This window comes from Jeotgalibacillus marinus (assembly GCF_040801915.1).
In the GTDB taxonomy this organism is placed as follows: Bacteria; Bacillota; Bacilli; order Bacillales; family Jeotgalibacillaceae; genus Jeotgalibacillus; species Jeotgalibacillus marinus.
Genome location: NZ_JBFMIA010000384.1, coordinates 1 through 212, shown reverse-complemented (window position 1 = coordinate 212; position 212 = coordinate 1). Strand labels below are relative to the sequence as shown.

Below are 212 nucleotides of genomic sequence, written 5' to 3'. Positions count from 1 at the left end.
GACTGCTACTGCACCGCCGCCAAAAGCGTGGCTGACGATTTCCGTAGCGTTAGGCGCTGTTGTGCCAGGAGCCAAGGCGTGGATGTTTTGCACCCACTGGGCAAATATCGGACGCAACTGAATCCCGGTATCCGAGAACAAATCTTGAGGACGACCGAAAGCCCGCATCGTGTCGTTGTGAACGTACAAACCGAAGCTGTGGAAGCCCAAGA

General features: G+C 55.7%; 1 protein-coding gene. It reads right to left on the bottom strand.

From position 1 onward, the window contains the following. Window positions 1–212 (bottom strand): hypothetical protein (locus AB1471_RS18250; protein WP_367781124.1); only part of this gene is annotated, 212 nt, incomplete at both ends.